Here is a 15905-nt window from a genome sequence, read left to right on the forward strand (position 1 = left end):
AGTGCGGCAGCTTTTTTTCGCTTTTTTAAATCAAAATAAAGCAAGAGGAAACACTATGTCTAAGATCGTTAAAGTTTTGGGTCGTGAAATCATCGACTCACGCGGTAACCCGACAGTGGAAGCTGAAGTCCACCTGGAAGGTGGTTTTGTTGGTATGGCTGCGGCACCTTCTGGTGCATCAACGGGTTCCCGCGAAGCTCTGGAGCTGCGTGACGGCGACAAATCTCGTTTCCTTGGCAAAGGTGTATTGAAAGCCGTTGAAGCGGTTAACGGTCCTATTGCTCAGGCACTGGTTGGTAAAGACGCGAAAAGCCAAGCGGACATCGACCAAATCATGATCGACCTGGACGGCACTGAAAACAAATCTAAGTTTGGTGCTAACGCTATCCTGGCTGTCTCTCTGGCGAACGCAAAAGCGGCCGCGGCTGCAAAAGGCATGCCTCTGTACGAGCACATTGCTGAACTGAACGGCACTCCAGGCCAGTTCTCTATGCCTCTGCCAATGATGAACATCATCAACGGCGGTGAGCACGCGGATAACAACGTCGACATCCAGGAATTCATGATCCAGCCAGTCGGTGCAAAAACACTGAAAGAAGGTCTGCGTATCGGTGCTGAAGTGTTCCACAACCTGGCAAAAGTACTGAAAGCCAAAGGTCTGAGCACAGCTGTCGGTGATGAAGGCGGTTTCGCACCAAACCTGGAATCTAACGCTGCGGCACTGGCTGCAATCAAAGAAGCAGTTGAAGCGGCAGGTTATGTCCTGGGTAAAGACGTCACGCTGGCGATGGACTGTGCAGCTTCTGAGTTCTACGACAAAGAAGCAGGCAACTACAACATGAAAGGCGAAGGCAAAATCTTCACGTCTGAAGAGTTTAACTTCTACCTGCAGGATCTGGCGAACCAGTACCCAATCGTGTCGATTGAAGACGGTCTGGACGAGTCTGACTGGGATGGTTTCAAGCACCAGACAGAACTGCTGGGCGATAAACTGCAACTGGTGGGTGACGATCTGTTCGTGACTAACACTAAGATCCTGAAAGAAGGTATCGATAAAGGTATCGCGAACTCTATCCTGATCAAGTTCAACCAGATCGGTTCTCTGACTGAAACGCTGGCGGCTATCAAGATGGCGAAAGATGCCGGTTACACCGCTGTTATCTCTCACCGTTCAGGTGAAACGGAAGATGCAACGATTGCTGATCTGGCCGTTGGTACAGCCGCAGGTCAAATCAAGACCGGTTCTATGAGCCGCTCTGACCGTGTTGCTAAGTACAACCAGCTGATCCGTATCGAAGAAGCGCTGGGCGAGAAAGCACCGTATAACGGTCTGAAAGAAGTGAAAGGTCAGGCATAAGTCTGAAGCTTCACTTTTGTCACTTTGAGTGACCCCGGATGATAAGCCGCTCAACAGAGCGGCTTTTTTCTGTCCGAATGGCGGGTCCGGAACTGGTCACATACGGCGCTTTATGGGATTATTACCGCCTTAGAGGCTGATGAGATAGCCTGTCAACTTGTGTTAATCACCCAAGAATGAGGCTTGCATGCGTGTATTCAGTGCAGTGTTACTGCTGGTATTATCCTGGCTGCAGTACGAATTCTGGTCCGGCAAGAATGGCATGTCTGATTATATGGCGCTTAAAAACAATGTGGCGCTACAGCAAAAAGCGAATGCCGAACTGGTTCAGCGTAACCAGCAGATGTACGCCGAAATCAATGATTTGCATCAGGGCTTGGAAGCGGTAGAAGAGCGGGCCCGGCATGAGCTGGGGATGATCAAGCCCGGAGAAACTTTTTTCGCATAGTCGGTGACCATTCTCTCTAGGAGTGGCCACTCAGCGTTAACTTGGCAGTAAACCCATCATGACTCAAACCTTAACGGCAGTTGTGCCAGCTGCAGGTGTCGGCAGTCGTATGCAGGCCGACAGGCCGAAGCAGTATCTGGTGATCGCAGGCAAAACGATACTGGAACATACGGTGGACAGCTTGTTACAACACCCCGCGATTGGCCGGGTAGTGATTGCGATCAGTGACGGCGATCCTTATTTTTATCAGTTGCCTCTGGCCAATCGCGCGGACATCGTTGTGGTGTCTGGCGGTCGCGAACGTGCCGATTCGGTGTTTTCCGGTCTGGCCACACTGGCAGATGATGACTGGGTGTTGGTGCACGATGCTGCTCGTCCCTGTCTGCATCAGGATGATTTGTCCCGTCTGATTGAACAGGCACAACAGCATGCCTTTGGTGCCATTCTGGCCGCGCCGGTGCGCGATACGATGAAACGTGGCAACGGCCGGCAAACTATTGCGACAACGGTGGATCGCACCGATCTCTGGCATGCGCTGACTCCCCAGATGTTTCGGGTCAGACAGCTCAGAGATGCCATGGTCAAATCGCTGGCGGAAGGGGCAGTGCTCACAGATGAAGCATCGGCGCTGGAATATTGCGGCTTGTCGCCACGGCTGGTGCCCGGTCGGGCTGATAACCTGAAAGTCACTCAGCCTGAAGATCTGGCCCTGGCTGAATTTTACCTGCAGCAACGACAAAAGGAGCAGGCATAATGCGAATTGGACACGGTTTTGACGTACACAAGTTTGGCGGTGATGGCCCAGTGATCATCGGCGGGGTAGCAGTGCCTTATGAACAGGGTCTGATTGCTCACTCCGATGGTGATGTTGCTCTGCATGCTGTGTGTGATGCGCTGCTGGGCGCGATAGGTGCGGGTGATATCGGCCGTCATTTCCCGGATACCGATGCGGCGTGGGCGGGGGCAGACAGCCGCATGCTGCTGCGTGACGTGTACGCCAAGGTGAAAGCGAAAGGCTATCGCCTGGGCAATCTGGATGTCACAATTATTGCGCAGGCACCGAAAATGGCGCCTTATATTGAACAAATGTGCCAAACCATTGCCGACGATCTCGACACCACGGTCGATAATATTAATGTAAAGGCCACAACGACTGAACGTTTGGGTTTTACGGGCCGCAAAGAAGGCATCGCCTGCGAAGCGGTCGTTTTGCTGCGCTCGCTCTGACGCCGCCCCTTCCTGTATAACGGAAAGAATATGACAATTGATATGGACAGCCTGAGCTGGCTGAATGGTAAGCCTGTCTGCCAGGGACGAAGCAAAGTTCGCCCGGAAGATTTTATCGTCAAAGAGCAACTGGGCTTTGACTTCACCGGCAGCGGTGAGCATTTCATGGTGAAGATCCGTAAAACCGGCGAGAACACCAAATATGTTGTCAACGAGCTGGCGAAAGCGTGCGGCGTGAAATCCCGCGATGTCAGCTGGGCTGGCCTGAAAGACAGGCACGCGGTGACCGAACAGTGGCTGAGCGTGCATCTGCCGGGTAAACCTGATCCGGATTTGATGCCATTTGTCGCCGAGCATCCCGGTGTCGAAGTGCTGGCGACTGATCGTCACGACAAAAAACTGCGTCCCGGCGATCTGGCTGGCAATCATTTTGAGTTGCGTCTGAGCGAGCTGGATAACCCGCAGGATCTCGACGCGCGTCTGGTGAAAATTCAACAACAGGGCGTGCCGAATTACTTTGGTGCGCAGCGCTTCGGTCATGACGGCAATAACGTGGTCAAAGCCAGAGCATGGGGCAATGATGAGTTTCGTGTTCGCGACAAGAGCAAGCGCAGCTTCTATCTGTCAGCCGCCCGCTCCTGGTTGTTTAACATGGTGCTATCCCAGCGTATTGCCGATGGCAAGGCTGATACCTTGTTAGCGGGTGACTGTGTTCAGCAACAGGGCAGCGAAGACTGGCAGCTGGTTGAGCAGGTCACGCCTGAATGGCAGGACCAGGTTGCGGCGGGCGAGTGGCTGATCACCGCGCCTATGACCGGCGACAATGCGCTGCCCAGCCAGGGTGAGGCAGCAGCGTTTGAAATGGCGGTGATTGAGCAAGAGCCATTGCTGCTGAAATTGATCCGCGATAACAGGATGCGACACGAACGTCGTCCCCTGATGCTGCGTCCGGCAGACATGAGCTGGCAGTTGCATGCTGATCAGCTGGAAGTACGGTTCTCTTTACCGGCAGGGTGTTTCGCCACGGCAGTATTGAGGGAACTGATTGATGAGCCTGAGCAGAAGGATGGCAGATATGCGAATTTTGATCAGTAATGATGATGGCATCTTTGCTGAAGGAATCAACACACTGGCCGATACCCTTAAAGAACTGGGTGAGGTGTATGTGGTGGCACCGGATCGTAATCGCAGCGGTGCCTCCAACTCACTGACACTGGAAACGCCTTTGCGTGTCCGTGAAGAAGGCATCCGGCGTATGTCGGTGGAAGGCACGCCAACGGACTGTGTACACTTCGCGCTGAACGAGTGGTTGACCGATAAACCGGATATTGTGGTGGCCGGGATTAATCACGGCGCCAACCTGGGTGATGATGTGCTGTATTCAGGCACAGTGGCTGCCGCGACGGAAGGGCATTTTCTCGGCGTACCGGCCATTGCCGTGTCTTTAGTCGGGCGAGAACATTTTGCGACGGCCGCTCAGGTCGTCAAAGAAGTGGTGGGGCGTTTGATGGCTCAGCCGCTGCCGAGGAATAAAATTCTCAATATCAATGTGCCGGATGTGCCTTTGTCTGAACTGGGCGAATGGCAGGTGACGCGCTTGGGTGCCCGTCATCGCGCGGAAAAAATGGTCAGGGATGTCGATCCTCGCGGCAAAACGATTTACTGGCTTGGTCCTCCCGGCAGTTGTCAGGATGCCGGGCCAGGTACAGACTTTTATGCAATAGAACACAAGCAAGTGTCAATTACACCGCTTCAGGTTGATCTGACAGCACACGATGCGCTGGACGACTTGGCACAGTGGATGAAACAAGTGGAGAGCAACTGATAATGCGCTATGCGGAACAACGCCATAGCCTGATGGAATATTTGTCTCAGCAGGGGATAGCAGACCGTAGGGTATTGCGGGTCATGGATACGGTTCCCCGTGAGCATTTTATTGATGAAGCCTTGTCGCACAAGGCTTACGAGAATAATGCCCTGCCCATCGGGCGTGGGCAGACTATCTCACAGCCTTATATTGTGGCCAGAATGACAGAGTTGCTTGCCTTGCAACCCGGCACGCGAGTGCTGGAGATTGGCACCGGCTCTGGCTATCAGACCGCGATTCTGTCTCGTATGGTGGAGCATGTTTACTCGGTTGAACGCATTAAGGCTTTGCAGTGGCAGGCCAAACGCCGTTTCAAACAGCTGGACTTACATAATATCTCGACCAAGCATGGTGATGGCTGGCAGGGATGGTCAAGTAAAGGGCCATTCGATGCCATTATAGTGACCGCTGCTGCGGAGGTCGTCCCGCCGGCGTTGCTGGCGCAGTTGTCCGAAGGGGGACGCCTGGTGATCCCTGTTGGTGAGCAGCACCAGATGCTGAAACGCATCCGCTTACTGGATGGTCACTATGTGACAGATGAAATTGCGCCGGTCCGTTTTGTGCCTCTGGTGGCAGGGGAGCTGGCGTAGCGCATGAAAGGTTTTAGCGGAAAAAAGCACAAAGTCCCGATGGTACTGGCAGCCTGTTTGTTGCTGTCGGCCTGTGCCACTTATCCGCCTGATGGCGCGAACTATGACAACACCCGGCCAGGCAGCTACCGCGGCAGTTACTATGAAGTGCAAAAAGGTGACACCCTTTATTTTATCTCTTACCTTTCAGGTCGTGATGTCAACGACTTGATTGCACTGAATCAGCTGACGCCCCCTTATACCATATACCCCGGCCAGAAATTGTTTCTGTGGAAGTCCAAATACGTCGCCCCTCAGTTCGGTCACAAAGTGGCTGCTCAGCCTGTGCCAGTCATCAATAAAAAACCGCCAGCGCCACCCAAGCGGGAAGCTGTGCCTTATCAGCCTGCAGTTGTGGTCGGTCCAGTATCGACCGCTGCTGCTGTTGCTTCAGGTACTGCGGCTGCTTCAACGGCTGTGGTGGTTGCTAAACCATCAGTAAAATCAACCCCCCGGGTAAACCGGCTAAAACAGCGCCTCCGACCAAAGCCAATCCGGTTACAACACCTGCAAAAACCGTGCAAAAAAGCGTCAATAAAGATGTTGATCGCGCTCCCACAAAAGAGTACTCTCAAGACTCAAAAGTTAACAAAGTTGTTACAAACAAGGTTAACACAAGTGACAAGGCAGGCAAGACGCCAGCACCTGTCGCTGACAAGATTGATACCTGGGTGTGGCCGGCAAAGGGAAGAGTCATTTCCGGCTTTTCCAGCAGTGATAATGGCAATAAAGGCATTGATATTGCAGGCCAGAGAGGCCAGAACGTCAACGCAACAGCTGCAGGGAAAGTGGTGTATGCCGGCAATGCATTACGGGGTTATGGCAACCTTGTCATTATAAAGCACAATGACGACTACTTAAGTGCATATGCACATAACGACAGAGTACTCGTCAGGGAGCAAGATACGGTAACCGCAGGGCAAAAAATTGCTTTGATGGGCAGCTCGGGAACGAACAATGTCCGACTGCACTTTGAGATCCGTTATAAAGGCAAGTCAGTGAATCCGCTCAAGTACCTGCCAAACTGACAGACTGCTCGGGCGTGGTGAACCGGATTTGCAAAACGCTATCTGGGAGGCGCTATGAGCAGAAGTAATGCAGCTACTGATATCGAAAACTACGAAGAGTTTGAAGATGAGATGGAGCTTGATGTTGAAGAGCAGGAAGCCGACGTTTCAGCAAAAGCAGACTCAGAGGTTGATGACACCGACGAAGATTTGGATATCTCGTCCTACAGTGTCACTCAGAAAGCACTGGATGCCACTCAGCTTTATCTCGGCGAAATCGGCTTTTCCCCACTTTTAACCGCCGAAGAAGAAGTTCTCTATGCCCGCCGTGCGCTGCGGGGTGATGAAGTCGCCCGTAAACGCATGATCGAAAGTAACCTGCGTTTAGTGGTGAAGATCTCCCGCCGTTACAGTAACCGTGGTCTTGCCCTGCTGGATCTGGTCGAAGAGGGTAACCTGGGCCTGATCCGCGCGGTGGAAAAATTCGATCCTGAACGCGGTTTCCGTTTCTCTACCTATGCAACCTGGTGGATCCGTCAGACCATTGAACGGGCTATCATGAACCAGACCCGGACCATTCGCTTACCGATTCATGTGGTGAAAGAGCTGAATGTCTACCTGCGTACGGCTCGTGAGCTGGCCCAGAAGCTGGATCATGAACCCACAGCCGAAGATATTGCCCTGCAGCTGGATAAGTCAGTGGATGATGTGAACCGCATGCTGCGCCTCAATGAACGTGTCGGCTCGGTCGATAACCCGATTGGCGGTGATACGGAAAAAGCCCTGCTGGATATCATCCCGGATGAACGCTGCGGCGGCCCGGAAACCTCCACGCAAGATGACGATATGAAAACCTCTATTGTCACCTGGCTGCAGGAACTGAACCCCAAACAGCGTGAAGTGCTGGCCCGCCGTTTTGGTCTGCTGGGCTATGAAGCTTCCACCCTTGAAGATGTCGGTCGCGAGATTGGCCTGACCCGCGAGCGTGTGCGTCAGATCCAGGTCGAAGGCCTGCGCCGCCTGCGTGACATGCTGACACATCAGGGCCTGAACATTGAATCCCTGTTCAATCAGGAAATTTGAGGCAAGCGTATTTGTTCAGAGCATGCTGACATAACGAGAAAGACACAAGAACCAACAACAAGAAGCGAATAATACGAAACAAGATAAAAAGGGAAAAGAAAGGACGCTTCGGCGTCCTTTCTTGATCGTGCCGGCTCCATTACCTGGGATCCGCTATAACAACGCTTTTAAACGGTAAAGCTCATCCAGAGCTTGCCTTGGCGTCAGCTCATCCGGATTCAGACGCGCCAGCGCTTCTTCGACTTCGCTGGGCTCAGGGATCAGCGAGAGCTGCTGATTGTCTGCGCGTTGCGTCTGCGGCTGTTCCATGGCGTGCTGGTGACCCGTGGTCTCCAGTTGTTGCAGCTTCTGCTTGGCTCGCTTGATCACCGATTTAGGAACACCCGCCAGGCTGGCAACCGCCAGACCGAAAGACTTGCTGGCCGCCCCTTCCTGCACGGCGTGCATAAAGGCAATTTCATCCCCGTGCTCAATGGCATCCAGGTGGACATTGGCCAGCCCGGTTATCAGCGACGGCAACTCGGTCAGTTCGAAATAGTGAGTGGCAAACAGCGTCATGGCCGCAATTTTTTCTGCCAGCCATTCGGCACTGGCCCAGGCAAGAGAAAGCCCGTCATAGGTACTGGTACCACGGCCGATTTCATCCATCAGCACCAGGCTGTTTTCCGTCGCGTTATGAAGAATATTAGCGGTTTCTGTCATTTCCACCATGAAGGTGGAGCGGCCTGAGGCCAGATCGTCCGAGGCACCGATCCGGGTGAAAATGCGATCCAGAGGCCCAATCGTGGCGGAATCTGCCGGTACATAAGAGCCGACATGTGCCATCAGCGCGATCAGGGCCGTCTGCCGCATATAGGTGGATTTACCGCCCATGTTCGGCCCTGTGATGATCAGCATGCGGCGATCCTGATGTAACGAGATCGGGTTGGCAATGAAAGGCGCATCCAGCACCTGCTCGACGACCGGGTGACGGCCAGCATTGATATCAAGACCAGGTTTATCGCTCAGTGTCGGGCGGCAGTAATTCAGCGTATCTGCACGTTCAGCCAGGTTGGCCAGCACATCCAGTTCCGACAGCGCGGCCGCGGTCTGCTGCAACTGAGCCAGATGCGGCAGCAGGCTGTCAAACAGGGCTTCCCAGAGCTGTTTTTCCAGTGCCAGTGCTTTGGACTTGGAGTTAAGCACCTTATCTTCGTGCTCTTTCAGCTCAGGGATAATGTAACGTTCCGCATTTTTCAGTGTCTGACGGCGAACATAATGGCTCGGGACTTTGTGGCTCTGACCACGGCTGATCTGAATATAAAAGCCATGCACCTGATTAAAACCGACTTTCAGGCTGTCGATGTCATGGCGCTCACGTTCGCGTGCTTCCAGCTCAGCCAGGAATTTGGTGGCACCATCAGCCAGATCGCGCCACTCGTCCAGCTCGGCATTGTAGCCAGGTGCCAGCACGCCACCGTCACGGATAATGACAGGCGGGTTTTCAATAATAGCGTGTTCCAGCAGGCTGCAAATCTCGTCCATCGGCTGGCTTTGTTCAGCCAGCTGGCGCAGTGATTGGCTGTTTAACTCGGCCAGCAGCTCAGCCAGGGCGGGCAGGTGCTGCAGTGCTGTCCGCATGCGGGCAAGATCCCGCGGCCGGGCCGAGCGCAATGCCAGCCGGGCCAGAATTCTTTCCAGATCGCCCATGTGACGAAGCACGCCGGCCAGCTCGGCGAACATGCCGCTGTCTTTCAGGTTGCCGATGGCATCCAGACGCAGATTCAGCTGCTGACGATTTCTGACGGGCTGATGCAGCCAGCGTTTGAGCAGGCGGCTGCCCATGGGGGTGGCCGTGTGGTCCAGTACCGAAGCCAGCGTATTGTCGGTGCCGCCGGCCAGATTCTGGGTCAGTTCCAGATTACGGCGGGTCGCGGCGTCCAGGATCACTGATTGTTCCTGGGTATCCCGGGTGATGGCTCGAATGTGAGGCAGCGCGGTGCGTTGCGTATCTTTCACATATTGCAGAAGGCAGCCGGCCGCACACAGGCCGAACTCATCGTTTTCAACGCCAAAACCCACCAGATCGCGGGTGCCGAATTGCAGCGTCAGCTGCTGACGGGCGGTGTCCAGATCAAACTCCCACACCGGGCGTCGGCGTGCCCCTTTCATATGGCTGAAAAGGCCAGGCAGAGGAAAATCTTCCGGATACAGCAACTCGACCGGACTGGTACGCTGCAGCTCGGCCTGCATGGCTTCTTCGGTCTCGGGCTCAATCAGCATGAAACGGCCGGAGGTGATGTCCAATGTGGCATAGCCGAAGCGGCCATTCTGACAGAAAATCGCCGCAATCAGGTTATCGCGTCTTTCCTGAAGCAGCGCCTCATCGCTGACGGTTCCGGGTGTGACAATACGCACAACCTGGCGTTCAACCGGCCCTTTGCTGGTGGCAGGATCGCCAATCTGCTCGCATATCGCGACGGAAACGCCTAACTGAACCAGCTTGGCGAGATAACCTTCAACGGCATGGTAAGGCACGCCAGCCATAGGTATGGGCTGGCCGTTGCTTGAACCTCGCTTGGTGAGCGAAATATCCAGCAGTTGAGAAGCTTGCTTGGCATCATCAAAGAAGAGTTCATAGAAATCCCCCATGCGGTAAAACATCAGCACATCAGGGTTTTCAGCTTTCAGCCTCAAATATTGCTGCATCATGGGTGTGTGTGTTTCTAAACCTTTTATTGTCACGCTGTTGCCCGCATCAAACCGAGAAAAATCAGGCCGTCTAGGATACGTGAAAGCGGAATAGTGGCAAAGGGGGAAGCGCAATTTCATGTCGCGACTAATGCTTGAAGCGCCCATACCATCCTAGTAAGGTGTCGGCATTGACTGTGTACGGAGGAAAGCCGATGGTGACGACATCTTTGTCAGCGCAGCTTGGTCAGGCACTGAAAATCCAGCAGTGGCTCGCCACGACCGCAGAATCCTGTACCGGTGGCGGAGTCTCTGCTGCGATCACGGATATTGCGGGCAGCTCTGCCTGGTTTGACCGGGCATTTATTACCTATAGCAATGACGCCAAGCAGGAGATGCTGGGCGTTAAACCTGAAACCCTGGCTCAGTACGGTGCGGTGAGTGAGCCTGTGGTGCAGGAGATGGCGACAGGTGCGCTGGCACATTCTCTGGCCTCTATCAGCGTGGCTGTCAGCGGTATTGCCGGACCTGATGGCGGCACGCCGGATAAACCGGTCGGCACTGTGTGTTTTGCCTGGGCAGATACCACAGGCTGGCTGGGTGCCGAAACCTGCCATTTTAGCGGAGACCGGCAGGCCGTCCGTGCGCAGGCTGTCGAGCGCGCATTGCAAGGCTTACTTGATCGCCTGAACACTCTGCAGTGAAGATCACAGTCTGGCCCGGCCCGGCAGCCGGTCAGGAAAAAATGCCATACAGTGCTAGACACTGTATGAATAGACAGTATACTAACCAGTAATTTGAATATTGAATTAGCATCCGTTGGAGAGTCGAATGGACGACAACAAACAGAAGGCTCTTGCCGCTGCCCTGGGTCAGATCGAAAAGCAGTTCGGTAAAGGCTCCATTATGAAGCTGGGTGACAACCGTACGATGGACATTGAGACCATCTCAACCGGTTCACTGTCTCTGGATATTGCACTGGGTGCCGGCGGCCTGCCAATGGGTCGTATCGTCGAAATTTATGGTCCGGAATCATCAGGTAAAACAACCCTGACGCTGGAAACCATTGCCGCCGCACAGCGCAAGGGCAAAACCTGTGCCTTTATCGATGCCGAGCATGCGCTGGATCCGATTTATGCCAAGAAGCTGGGTGTGGATATTGATCAGTTGCTGGTGTCACAGCCGGATACCGGCGAGCAGGCGCTGGAAATCTGTGATGCACTGGCCCGTTCCGGCGCAGTCGATATGATCGTGGTCGACTCCGTTGCCGCGCTGACACCAAAAGCCGAAATTGAAGGCGAAATGGGCGATTCGCACATGGGCTTGCAGGCGCGTATGCTGTCTCAGGCCATGCGTAAGCTGACGGGTAACCTGAAACAGTCGAACTGTATGTGTATCTTCATCAACCAGATCCGTATGAAGATCGGTGTGATGTTCGGTAACCCGGAAACCACCACAGGTGGTAACGCGCTGAAATTTTATGCTTCTGTTCGTCTGGATATCCGCCGTACCGGCGCGATCAAAGAAGGCGATGAAGTGGTGGGGAACGAAACCCGCATTAAAGTGGTCAAGAACAAGATTGCCGCACCGTTCAAGCAAGCTGAAACCCAAATACTTTATGGTCAGGGCTTCAACCGTTTAGGTGAGCTGGTTGATCTTGGTGTGAAGAACAAACTAGTAGACAAAGCAGGCGCTTGGTATAGCTATAAAGGCGATAAGATTGGTCAGGGTAAGGCCAATGTTTGTAAGTACCTTGGTGAGCATCCAGAAATTGCTGAAGAGCTTGATAAGAAGCTGCGTGAGTTGCTGCTGAACCCTGCCAATGTTTCAGAAGCCGATGCTGAGCTTGTGAATGCAGAGACTGATAAAGTCGATGCTCAGGATGAAGCTTTTTAATCACGACGCATGATGTCACGGCTGGTTAGCCGGAGCAGTCATTCTTTAACGGGCGCTGTGCAGAGGTGAAATCACCCATGCCAGTGCCCGTTTTGTATTTACAATCGATGGACCTGAGTCGTTTAAGGGGCATGGAATAACCCGTCATTTATTTTACTTGGGTATACGCCAATCGGGGAGGTATCTAGGTGAGAAGGCAAGCACCTAAAATCTCGGCCAAAGAAGCGGCCGTAGGTTATCTGTCACGGAGAGACCATGCCAAGCGCGAATTGCAGCAAAAGCTCAAGCAGCGCGGTTACAGCGAACAGGAGATCAGTGACGCGGTCGCCTATTGCCAGGATTACAACTGGCTGGATGATGCCCGTTATGCGGCCATGGCGGTGCGAAACGGGGTCTCAAAAGGCTGGGGCATGCTGCGCATCAAGCAGGAAATGAAGATGAAAGGGGTGCATGATTTGTGTATCAAGCAGGCACTGGAAGAGGCCGGCGTGGATTGGTTCGAACAGGCCAGAGCGGTGGCACAACGCAAGTTTGGTGACACCCAGATGGACACACCGAAAGAAAAAGCCCGCCGATTACGTTTTATGCAATCAAGGGGTTTTGATTTTGACCAGATTCGTTATGCCTTAGCGGTTGAAGATGAATACTGAGGCTGATTCCGCCATTGTGTTAACAGAACATTTCCCGTCAAACCCGCGTTGTTTTACAATAGCCGGTAAACCTTTTATCTTAGATTGATTAAACCTGCATGTTCGCTGAACTTGGTTGTTCGGCAGCAGGCAACTGGGGCGCAGTTGCAGGCAGGGGAATTAACACAGCATTATTCAGGATTGTCAAATGTACATGAGCACTGATGAGATTCGCCGTGCGTTTCTTACGTTTTTTGAAAGCAAAGGCCACCAGATAGTCGAAAGTTCGTCGCTGGTTCCCGCCAACGACCCGACCCTGCTGTTTACAAACGCAGGTATGAACCAGTTTAAAGATACTTTTCTGGGTCTGGAAAAGCGTAATTACTCCCGAGCGACCACGGCGCAGCGCTGTGTACGTGCTGGTGGTAAACACAATGACCTGGAGAATGTCGGCTTTACTGCCCGTCATCATACCTTCTTTGAAATGCTGGGTAATTTCAGCTTTGGTGACTACTTCAAAGAAGAAGCGATTCAATATGGCTGGGAGTTTCTGACCGGTGTGCTGAAATTGCCGAAAGAGCGTTTGCTGGTCACCGTATACCAGACGGACGATGAGGCCTTTAACATCTGGCATAAAGTGATTGGTTTGCCGGAAGACCGTATTATTCGTATTGGCGATAAAACCGGCGGCAAGGCTTTCGAGTCGGACAACTTCTGGCAGATGGGTGATACCGGCCCGTGCGGACCTTGCACTGAAATTTTCTACGATCACGGTGATCATATCTGGGGTGGTCCTCCGGGTTCGCCGGAAGAAGACGGCGATCGCTTCATTGAGATCTGGAACATCGTTTTCATGCAGTTTAACCGTCAGGCTGACGGCCAGATGGATTCACTGCCTAAGCCTTCGGTGGATACAGGCATGGGGATCGAGCGTTTGGCGGCCATCATGCAAAACGTTCACTCAAACTATGAAATCGATATCTTCCAGGCGCTGATCAAAGAAGCGGCCTCTGTGATTGGTTATGACGATCTGACTAACCAGTCGCTGCGGGTGGTTGCTGACCATATCCGTTCCTGTGCTTTCCTGATTGTGGATGGTGTGATGCCGTCTAACGAAGGCCGCGGTTATGTGCTGCGCCGTATCATTCGTCGTGCGGTACGCCACGGTAACAAACTGGGTGCAACCGGTGCTTTCTTCCACAAGCTTGTTGGTCCTCTGGCGGAGGTCATGGGCAGCGCTGGCGAGACACTGAAACAGCAACAGGCCATGGTTGAGAAAGTGTTGAAGATCGAAGAAGAAAACTTTGGTCGCACACTGGATCGCGGTATGTCTATCCTCAATGAAGCGATTGATGCACTGGATGGCAAAGTGCTGGACGGTGAAACTGTCTTTAAACTATACGATACCTATGGTTTCCCTGCGGATCTGACCAACGATGTTGCGCGTGAGCGTGGTTTCAGCATTGATGAAGAAGGCTTCAACAATGCCATGGAAGCACAGCGTCAGCGTGCCCGTGAAGCTGGTCAGTTCGGTGTGGATTATAACGACAGCGTGAAAGTGGATGCGGAAACTGAGTTTTGCGGCTACGACGGCACTCAGGGCGAAGGTCAGATTGTCGCGCTTTTCCGTGACGGTGAAGCGGTGGACACTGTGGCTGCTGGCGAAAAAGCGCTGATCATTCTGGACCACACACCGTTTTATGCGGAATCTGGTGGTCAGTGTGGCGACACGGGCGTGCTTTCCGCCCAGGGTGTGGTTTTCACCGTGGAAGACACGCAGAAGTTTGGTGACGCAATTGGTCATCAGGGCACCCTGAGCGAAGGTGCTTTGGCTGTGGGTGATCGTGTGAATGCCCAGGTTGACGCTAAGCGCCGTGCGGCCATTAGCCTGAACCACTCTGCCACGCACCTGTTGCATGCGGCACTGCGTCAGGAACTGGGGGAGCACGTGACTCAGAAAGGCTCACTGGTGAAACCTGATGGCCTGCGTTTTGACTTTTCGCACCTGGAGTCCGTGAAACCTGAGCAATTACGCAAGATTGAGCGCATAGTTAACGAACAGATCCGTCTGAACCATGTGATTGAAACCAATGTCATGGACATTGAATCCGCAAAATCCAAAGGCGCGATGGCGCTGTTTGGCGAGAAGTACGATGACGAGGTGCGCGTACTCAGCATGGGTGATTTCTCCACTGAGCTGTGCGGTGGTATTCATGCCCGCCAGACCGGTGATATCGGCCTGTTCAAGATCGTCTCTGAAGGGGGGATTGCCGCAGGTATCCGCCGTATCGAAGCGGTAACAGGCGAAGGCGCTATTGCACTGCTGCATGAGCAGGACAGCCTGTTGGCCGAAACGGCCAGCCTGGTGAAATCGGATTCAGCCTCTGTCGCCATCAAAGTGAATGCTCTGGTTGCCCACAGTAAGCAGCTGGAGAAAGAAATCCAGCAACTGAAAGATAAGCTGGCCGCCCAGGAAAGCGCGGATCTGATTCATCAGGTGCAAGAAATTAATGGTACTAAGGTCTTGATTGCTAAGCTGGACGGTGCAGATAACAAAGCACTGCGTGGTATGGTAGATGAGCTGAAAAACAAGCTGGGAAGCGGCGTTGTTGTCTTGGGGAATGTGAGTGACGGCAAGGTTGGCCTGATCGCAGGTGTCACCAAAGATGTGATCGCGAAAGTCAAAGCTGGCGATCTGGTGAATATGGTGGCTCAGCAGGTTGGCGGCAAAGGCGGCGGTCGTCCTGATATGGCTCAGGCAGGCGGGACAGATGCCGGCGCGTTACCCGCCGCACTGGACAGTGTGTCGCCTTGGTTGACCGAGCGCCTGTAACGAAGCTCTCTGATTGAAAACGGCGACTTAAGTGTTGATGTCGACTGTGGTACAGTCGACATCAATCATTAAAAAAGTGCTACAATTACAGTCAATTGAGTCGTTGAACCTGACAGAGGATGCAATGGCGAGTGGTCGAGTACAGTTTTTGGGTCTGATCTGAGTGGTCCGCCAGATGCAGAAAATGTTTGTGGTTGATTGTTAAAGTCTGGATAATCGCCCACTTCTCGCTGTTTCTTGAGCAGTGACCATGAACTCT

General features: G+C 53.3%; 13 protein-coding genes and 1 pseudogene. 13 read left to right on the forward strand and 1 reads right to left on the reverse strand.

What is annotated here, in order from left to right:
* The first annotated feature begins 55 nt into the window (after positions 1-55).
* From eno to rpoS, 9 genes and pseudogenes are all read left to right on the forward strand, one after another.
* Positions 56-1357, forward strand: coding sequence for a phosphopyruvate hydratase (eno, locus tag P4S53_RS12005; protein ID WP_027253560.1), 1302 nt, complete (start codon positions 56-58; stop codon positions 1355-1357).
* A gap of 187 nt (positions 1358-1544) precedes the next feature.
* Positions 1545-1805, forward strand: a complete 261-nt coding sequence (gene ftsB / locus P4S53_RS12010) for a cell division protein FtsB (RefSeq protein WP_337112865.1) — start codon at positions 1545-1547, stop codon at positions 1803-1805.
* Between the two features lie 58 nt (positions 1806-1863).
* Positions 1864-2559 (forward strand): 2-C-methyl-D-erythritol 4-phosphate cytidylyltransferase, encoded by a 696-nt coding sequence (ispD, locus tag P4S53_RS12015; RefSeq protein ID WP_337112866.1) that lies wholly within the window; start codon positions 1864-1866, stop codon positions 2557-2559.
* Positions 2559-3032 carry a 2-C-methyl-D-erythritol 2,4-cyclodiphosphate synthase gene (gene ispF / locus P4S53_RS12020; RefSeq protein ID WP_161446316.1) on the forward strand — a complete coding sequence of 158 codons (474 nt, stop codon included), beginning with the start codon at positions 2559-2561 and terminating at the stop codon, positions 3030-3032. The genes ispD and ispF overlap by 1 nt, the downstream gene beginning before the upstream one ends.
* Before the next feature lie 30 nt (positions 3033-3062).
* Complete coding sequence (gene truD / locus P4S53_RS12025; protein ID WP_337112867.1) at positions 3063-4127, forward strand: tRNA pseudouridine(13) synthase TruD; 1065 nt, start codon at positions 3063-3065, stop codon at positions 4125-4127.
* Entirely contained in the window at positions 4108-4857 is a 750-nt protein-coding gene (gene surE / locus P4S53_RS12030; RefSeq protein ID WP_192015717.1) for a 5'/3'-nucleotidase SurE, read from the forward strand. Before truD ends, surE begins: the two co-directional genes overlap by 20 nt.
* Before the next feature lie 2 nt (positions 4858-4859).
* On the forward strand, positions 4860-5489 hold the full coding sequence (locus P4S53_RS12035; protein ID WP_337112868.1) for a protein-L-isoaspartate(D-aspartate) O-methyltransferase: 630 nt from the start codon (positions 4860-4862) through the stop codon (positions 5487-5489).
* 3 nt (positions 5490-5492) lie between these two features.
* Positions 5493-6556: pseudogene (locus tag P4S53_RS12040) on the forward strand (peptidoglycan DD-metalloendopeptidase family protein).
* A 54-nt stretch (positions 6557-6610) separates the two neighbouring features.
* Positions 6611-7618 (forward strand): RNA polymerase sigma factor RpoS, encoded by a 1008-nt coding sequence (gene rpoS / locus P4S53_RS12045; protein ID WP_337112869.1) that lies wholly within the window; start codon positions 6611-6613, stop codon positions 7616-7618.
* 153 nt (positions 7619-7771) lie between these two features.
* Here rpoS and mutS read toward each other — a convergent pair whose 3' ends face one another.
* Complete coding sequence (mutS, locus tag P4S53_RS12050; RefSeq protein ID WP_337112870.1) at positions 7772-10342, reverse strand: DNA mismatch repair protein MutS; 2571 nt, start codon at positions 10340-10342, stop codon at positions 7772-7774.
* Between the two features lie 161 nt (positions 10343-10503).
* Between mutS and pncC the strand changes: the two genes are divergently transcribed.
* The 4 genes from pncC (at position 10504) to alaS (ending at position 15646) form a co-directional block, all read left to right on the forward strand.
* Entirely contained in the window at positions 10504-10992 is a 489-nt protein-coding gene (gene pncC / locus P4S53_RS12055) for a nicotinamide-nucleotide amidase (RefSeq protein WP_337112871.1), read from the forward strand.
* Between the two features lie 127 nt (positions 10993-11119).
* Positions 11120-12184, forward strand: coding sequence for a recombinase RecA (gene recA, locus P4S53_RS12060; protein ID WP_337112872.1), 1065 nt, complete (start codon positions 11120-11122; stop codon positions 12182-12184).
* A 188-nt stretch (positions 12185-12372) separates the two neighbouring features.
* Positions 12373-12834, forward strand: a complete 462-nt coding sequence (gene recX / locus P4S53_RS12065; RefSeq protein WP_337112873.1) for a recombination regulator RecX — start codon at positions 12373-12375, stop codon at positions 12832-12834.
* A gap of 187 nt (positions 12835-13021) precedes the next feature.
* Positions 13022-15646 carry an alanine--tRNA ligase gene (alaS, locus tag P4S53_RS12070; RefSeq protein WP_337112874.1) on the forward strand — a complete coding sequence of 875 codons (2625 nt, stop codon included), beginning with the start codon at positions 13022-13024 and terminating at the stop codon, positions 15644-15646.
* The last annotated feature ends 259 nt before the right edge of the window (positions 15647-15905 follow it).

Origin of the sequence: Photobacterium sp. Hal280, assembly GCF_037162255.1 — a bacterium.
Classification (GTDB): domain Bacteria; phylum Pseudomonadota; class Gammaproteobacteria; order Enterobacterales; family Vibrionaceae; genus Photobacterium.